The sequence below is a fragment of the Methylobacterium sp. A52T genome (genome assembly GCF_053346095.1).
Window position 1 is genome coordinate 1 of record NZ_JBKFBI010000217.1, and the last position, 6,179, is coordinate 6,179.

Below are 6,179 nucleotides of genomic sequence, written 5' to 3' on the forward strand. Positions count from 1 at the left end.
GCCGCGCCGGCCCCCGCGCCCCCCCCCCCGCCGCCCGCGGCCGCGGCCGCGTCGAGCTTGGCCTGCTGGCGCCCCGCGATGATGACCTCCGCGCCCTCCGCGGCCAGCCGTTTGGCCACCGCGAGGCCGATCCCGGCGGTCGAGCCGGTGACCAGGGCGCTTCGTCCCGTGAGCTGCAGATCCATGACGGTTCGTCCTCGTTGCCGTGTCGGTCCCGAGGAGATGGACGGCCGCCAGATTGCTGAGTAGCAGGCATCGCGGCACGATGATCGTGACTTCGATGCACGAGTGGCGGCGCGATGGACAACCGGCTCGGGGACATGGAGGCGTTCCTCCAGGCGACGCGGTGCGGCAGCTTCGCGGCGGCCGCCAAGGCCCTGCGGCAAACCCCCTCCGCCGTGAGCCGGGCCGTCGCCCGCCTCGAGGCGCGCCTGGGGGTCGCGCTGCTCCGGCGCACGACCCGATCCCTGACCCTGACGCCGGAAGGGGAGGCCTACCGCGAGCGGGCCGTCGAGCTGATGGCGGAACTCGACGCGATGGAGCGGGGCCTCACCCAGACCGCCGCCGAGCCGAGCGGGCGGCTCCGGGTGAACGCCTCGGTCCCGTACGGGACCCACGTCGTCCTGCCGGTCCTGCCGCGCTTTCTCGCGCAGCACCCGCGGATGAGCCTGGATCTCGCCCTGACCGACGAGGTGATCGACCTGCCCGCCACGCAGGCGGACGTCGCGATCCGGATCGGCCCACTCCGCGACACCCGCCTGCGGGCCCGACGCCTCGGGCGCAGCCGGATGATCGTGGTCGCCGCCCCCGCCTATCTCGCGCGGGAAGGTGTCCCGGAGCATCCCGACGGCCTCGCGGCGCACAATTGCCTCAACTTCAGCTTCCGCCGCTCCCTCGATACCTGGCCGTTCCGCGTCGGAGCCGGTCTCAACCAGCGGCCGATCCAGGGGAATTTCTACGGCAATTCCGGCGAGGTGGTGCGGCTGATGGCGCTCGGCGGTGCCGGGGTCGCCCGCCTCGCCCGGTTCCATGTGGCGGCCGATCTCGCGGCCGGTCGGCTCGTGCCGGTGCTGGAGGCGTTCAACCCCGGCGATGCCGAGGATGTCCACGTCCTCTATGTCGGCCACGCGCGCTTGGCGCTGCGCATCCGAAGCTTCGTCGATTTCCTCGCCGCCCACGCGACGGTGGAGGAATGACATCGGCTCAGAAGACACTTCAGGTGCGATGCCTCGACTGCGGTAATATTCAGTTTCATTGGTCGGAGACGCGCAATATCTGAGACGCTCGGGTCCTGAACAGGATCAGATCCCGCGACGGAGCGCCCTGTTCGCGGTCCGGGCGTTGGAACCGAGCGTCGCCGGGCCCGTCACGCGCGGCCCGACCTCAGGTGCCGCGCGCGTGCGCGCGAGCCCGAACAGCTCTGGCAGCCATCGACCGCCCCGAGTGCTAACCGACTGAGATCGCGGGCGATTCGGCGATTGTTAACAGCTCAGCCGGCAACCTTCTTGCTTCGTCGTGGGTCACTCTCACGATGCGCGCAGGAGGGGCCGCCATGAGCGTTTCGACCGCCTTCCGTCGTCAGCTGGAAGGCTACAGCCTGACGACAGCCGAGATCCTGTATCACCTGCCCGACCATCCCCACCTGCTCCAGACCTTCATCTGGCAGCAGCACGATCTCTTCCCGGTCTTCCCGGAGCTGAAGCGCTTCCTGGCCTTCTGGCAGGGCGCCCTCGATGGGCCGCTGCATTCGGTGAAGGTGGCCCACAGCCGCCTGATCAGGCCCGCGGAACTGCGGGCCGTCGGCAGCGAGTTTCACCTCCACTGACGCCTGGGGCGGGAGCCGCGTTTTCCGCGGGCCGGCACGGGCCCGCGCGGGCCCGCACTCGAAGCGCGATCGCGATGCTCGCGGAGATCGCCCGCGCCGGCCGGACGCGGGCGCCGGGCCCGCGCTCAGATCTCGCCGCGGCTCATCCGCCTGGCGATGTGGTCCGCCTGCCGCAGGGCCAGCGCGACGATGGTGAGGGTCGGATTCTCCGCGGCGCCGGTCGTGAACTGGGAGCCGTCCGAGACGAACAGGTTCTCGACGTCGTGGGCTTGGCCGAAGCGGTTGACGACGCCGTCCCGGGGCTTCTCGCTCATGCGGTTCGTGCCGAGGTTGTGCGTCGACGGATAGGGCGGGGTGCGGATGGTGCGGACCGCGCCGACGGCCTCGTAGAGGGCGCTGCCCTGCCTGTAGGCGTGCTCGCGCATCGCCGCGTCGTTGGGATGGTCGGCGAAATGGACCGACGCGACCGGCATCCCGTAGGCATCCGTGTCGTCCGACAGGGTGATGCGGTTGTCGGAACAGGGCATGTCTTCGCCCACGATCCAGAGGCCCGCCATGTTCCGGTACTTGTCGAGGGCGCCGGTGAAGTCGCGGCCCCACGTCTGCGGGTCGAGGAACGCCGCCATGAAGGGCAGGCCCAGGGAGAGCGTCTCGAGCTCGTAGCCGCCGACGAAGCCGCGGCTCGGATCGTGCCGGGCCTCGTCGCGCACGATGCCGGCCATCGTGGTGCCGCGGTACATGTGCACCGGCTTCTCGAAGATGGCGTAGACCGAACCGGTCGTGTGGCGCATGTAGTTGCGCCCGACCTGCCCCGACGCGTTGGCCAGACCGTCGGGGAACTTCGCCGAGTGCGAATTGAGGAGCAGCCTCGGGCTCTCGATGGAGTTGCCGGCCACGGCGACGGCCCGCGCTCTCTGCCGGTGCTCGACGCCGTCCTTGTCGGCGTAGACCACGCCGGTGACCTTGCCGCCGGGATCGTGCTCGATCCGCAGCACCTGGCAGCCCGAACGGACCTCGAGCCGGCCCGTGGCCTCGCCCTTCGGGATCTCCGCGATGAGCGTCGACCACTTCGCGCCCGACTTGCACCCCTGGAAGCAGAAGCCGAGCTGCATGCACGCGGCGCGGTCGTCGCGCGGCTCGGAGTTGATGGCCATCCGGCCGGTATGCACCTCCGTGTAGCCGATCTTGCGGGCACCGGCCTCGAGCACCTTGAAGTTGTTGTTGCCCGGCAGGCCCGGGATGCCGTTGGTGCGCGTGACGCCCATCCGGTTCTCGGCCATGGCGTACCAGGGGTCCATCTCCGGGAGGTCGACGGGCCAGTCGAGGAGGTTGGCCCCCTTCACGGCGCCGTAATGCGTGCGCGTCCTGAACTCGTGCTCCTGGAAGCGCAGCGACGCGCCCGCCCAGTGCACGGTCGAGCCGCCGACGGCCTTCACGATCCAGGCCGGCAGGTTGGGGAACGTCTTGGCGATCGGCCACGGCCCGGTGGCGTGCCGCTTGTCCTTCCAGGCGAGCTGGGCGAACGAATCCCACTCGTCGTTGACGAAGTCGAAGGTCTCGTGCCGGTCGCCCGCCTCGAGGATGACGGTGTCGATGCCCTTGAGCGCGAGCTGGGTCCCGAGGGTCCCGCCGCCGGCGCCCGAGCCGACGATGACGAAGACGGAGCCGTCGCTGAGGTCGTAGGGAGCTGACATGGTTTCCTCCTGCCGCGGATCGGCCCCGTCCCGTCTTCGCGCGGGATGGTCGGACCGAGCGGTGAATGCGTGTCGCGCGCGGCCGTCGGCGCGGGCGCCGGGCCGCCGTCAGAGCCAGTCGATGTCGTCGAAGCCGCGCTCCAGGTAGCCGCCCTTGTCGAAGGAGGCGCCCTCGTAGCCGAAGATCGGCCACAGCTCCTTCTGGTTGTAGAGACCGACGATCAGGTTGGCCCGCACCTTCTGGAAGAACGGGGTCGGCTCGATGGTCTCGAGGAGGGCCGCCCGGTCCGTGTCCTGCGGAACCTTGGCGTAGGGCAGGCGGTGCCTCTCGACGGCCGCCCGGTTGAGCGCGGCCATCCCGTCCTCGAGGAGCGTCAGTTCTCCTGGAGCGGTCCGCGCCGCATCGTCGAGGATCTGCACCGCGGCCGCGTAGTACCTGTCGGCGACGCGGTCGTGCGGGTAGCAGTCGCGCGACATCTGCACGAGGGAGGCGAAGGTCTCGGGCTTCGTCGCCTTCGGCATCTGCGCCCAGGCCCGCCCGGTCACGCTGCCGTCCGGCATGACCGCGACCGCGAGCAGCGTCGAGCCCGCGGCGCCCAGGAAGCCGCGGCGTGACAGGTGCGCGCCCGTCTCCTGCATCCTCATCCCGTCCTCCCCTGTCGGTGTCGGTCGTGCCGGTGCCGCGGCGGCCGATGGCGGGCCGTCGCGGGTCATCAGGCGAAGCGCCAACCGCGGGCGCTCCCCATGCCCAGGTCGCAGGCGCCGTCGTGGCCCGTGCTGACCGTCAGCTCCGGCTCGGGACCGGACGCGGCATGCGCGTGATCGATCGGGGTGAAGGTTTCGAAGCCGGGCCGGTCGGCGGTGTCGAAGCCGAAGGCGGCCCGGTAGAAACGCGCGGAGCGCGCCGCGTCCCGGACCCGGCTCATCGCGGGGATCAGATCGGGCACGTCGCGCATGATCCCCCCTGTCGAGGCCCGAGGCCGACAACCCCGTGGGTGACGGCCCCGAGGGGTCCCGCCGAGCGGAAACTTAGAGCCGCTCCAGCGTGCGGTGGTAGTATCATGCTACTGCGGAGCGGGTCCCCGACGATCCGTGGAGCGCGTCATGCCGGGGCCCGGGACGCGGTGGAAACGGGCGCGCGCTGCATTATTGTTCCTCATCCCGGGGAAGCGCGGGCGGTCGCCGCGGTTGAGCGGCGCGGATCGCAGGGGTGGACATGTGCAATCTGTACTCGGGGATGCCGTCCGCCGACTACGAGGGCGAGACCCGCTCCATCCGGCTCGGCGGACACTCGACCTCGATCAGGATCGAGGTGATGTTCTGGAACGTGCTCGAGGACATCGCCGCCGCTCAGGGCATGACCCTTCCCCGCCTCGTGACGCTTCTCTACGACGAAGTGCTCGCTCTCCACGGTGAGGCACGCAATTTCGCCTCGCTCCTGCGGTGCGCGTGCCTGAGGCACCTCGAGATGAAGGCGGCGCGCCTCGCCTCGGCGCATCGGCGCGCCGTGGAACAGCGCGGCAGGGCCGCGGGGGACGCCGACGGCGCCCTGGACCGGATCGACGACCGCAACGTCGGCGTCGGACACGTCGCGCAGACCGCGCGCGCCCTGCGCGGCGACGCAGTCCGGCCGCGCGATGCCCGCGGCGAGGGCTGAGGCGCGTCCCCCCGGCATGGCCGATGCAGAGGGCTGGCGCGGTCGGCCGCTCCGGCCCCCGATGAACGGATACCCGACATGCCGCTGCAGGAAGCCCCGAGGTCGCCCATCCGCGGCGGTCGCATCGCGATCGCCGGCCTCGGCACCGTCGGGCTGGCCGTGGCGCGCGCGCTCGATGGGGGCGCCATATCGGGGCTGAGGCTGACCGCCGTCGCGGTTCGCGATGCCGCGAGAGCCCGGGCCGCCCTCGCGGCGCTCGCGGAGCCGCCGGAGGTCGTCACCGCGTTCGACGCCCTGGAGCCGCGGGCCGACATCGTGCTGGAATGCGCGCCGTCCCAGCATCTCCCGGCGATCGTGCGGCCCTTCGTGGCGGCGGGGAAGACCGCGATCGTGCTGAGCTGCGGCGCGCTCCTCGATCACGAGGACCTCGTGGCGACGGCCCGCGCCCACGGCGGTCAGATCGTCGTCCCGACCGGCGCGCTGCTCGGCCTCGACGCCGTGACGGCCGCCGCGGAGGGCACCATCCGCACGGTGCGGATGATCACCCGCAAGCCCGTGCGCGGCCTCGCCGGCGCCCCCTACCTCGCGGAGAACGGCATCGAGATCGGCGGCATCACCGAGCCGATGCGCGTCTTCGCCGGCAGCCCCCGCGAGGCGGCCCGCGGCTTCCCGGCGAATCTCAACGTCGCGGTCGCGCTCTCGCTGGCCGGCATCGGTCCCGACCGGACCGAGCTCGAGATCTGGGCCGACCCCGGCCTGGAGCGCAACACGCACCGCATCGAGGTGGAGGCCGACGCCGCGCGCTTCGCGATGACCATCGAGAACGTCCCGACCGACGAGAACCCCCGCACGGGCCGCATCACGGCCCTGTCGGTCATCGCCTGCCTGCGCAAGCTCACAGCCCCGCTCCGGGTCGGAACCTGACAGACCGGACCCGGCCGGCACGGCCCGCGCTGCCGCGCACCCGCGCCCGGAGCGATGCCCGGGCGCGGTCGCCTCTCTG

General features: G+C 71.6%; 8 protein-coding genes. 4 read left to right on the forward strand and 4 right to left on the reverse strand.

The genetic code is table 11. The features are described 5' to 3' along the window. Nucleotides 1-185, reverse strand: a 185-nt coding sequence (locus ACLBYE_RS28975; RefSeq protein ID WP_447696805.1) for an SDR family NAD(P)-dependent oxidoreductase, incomplete at its 3' end; no start/stop codon positions are given. 114 nt (nt 186-299) lie between these two features. Here ACLBYE_RS28975 and ACLBYE_RS28980 point away from each other — a divergent pair. After that, the gene (locus ACLBYE_RS28980; RefSeq protein ID WP_447696806.1) at nt 300-1,196 is read left to right on the forward strand and encodes a LysR family transcriptional regulator; all 897 of its coding nucleotides are present in this window, start codon (nt 300-302) and stop codon (nt 1,194-1,196) included. Nucleotides 1,197-1,552: 356 nt separating this feature from the next. After that, entirely contained in the window at nt 1,553-1,825 is a 273-nt protein-coding gene (locus tag ACLBYE_RS28985) for an usg protein (RefSeq protein WP_020095930.1), read from the forward strand. Nucleotides 1,826-1,950: 125 nt separating this feature from the next. On the opposite strand, the gene ACLBYE_RS28990 is transcribed toward ACLBYE_RS28985, so the two are convergent. The 3 genes from ACLBYE_RS28990 to ACLBYE_RS29000 all read right to left on the reverse strand — a co-directional run bounded on the left by ACLBYE_RS28990 (nt 1,951) and on the right by ACLBYE_RS29000 (nt 4,466). Next, entirely contained in the window at nt 1,951-3,519 is a 1,569-nt protein-coding gene (locus tag ACLBYE_RS28990; RefSeq protein ID WP_447696807.1) for a GMC family oxidoreductase, read from the reverse strand. Nucleotides 3,520-3,627: 108 nt separating this feature from the next. After that, nucleotides 3,628-4,164 carry a gluconate 2-dehydrogenase subunit 3 family protein gene (locus tag ACLBYE_RS28995; RefSeq protein WP_244527024.1) on the reverse strand — a complete coding sequence of 179 codons (537 nt, stop codon included), beginning with the start codon at nt 4,162-4,164 and terminating at the stop codon, nt 3,628-3,630. A gap of 68 nt (nt 4,165-4,232) precedes the next feature. Continuing rightward, nucleotides 4,233-4,466 carry a VOC family protein gene (locus ACLBYE_RS29000; protein ID WP_447696808.1) on the reverse strand — a complete coding sequence of 78 codons (234 nt, stop codon included), beginning with the start codon at nt 4,464-4,466 and terminating at the stop codon, nt 4,233-4,235. A 269-nt stretch (nt 4,467-4,735) separates the two neighbouring features. Between ACLBYE_RS29000 and ACLBYE_RS29005 the strand changes: the two genes are divergently transcribed. Next, a complete protein-coding gene (locus tag ACLBYE_RS29005; protein ID WP_447696810.1) occupies nt 4,736-5,176 on the forward strand; it encodes a ribbon-helix-helix domain-containing protein in 441 nt (146 codons plus the stop codon). Nucleotides 5,177-5,254: 78 nt separating this feature from the next. Beyond that, on the forward strand, nt 5,255-6,100 hold the full coding sequence (locus tag ACLBYE_RS29010; protein ID WP_447696809.1) for an aspartate dehydrogenase: 846 nt from the start codon (nt 5,255-5,257) through the stop codon (nt 6,098-6,100). The last annotated feature ends 79 nt before the right edge of the window (nt 6,101-6,179 follow it).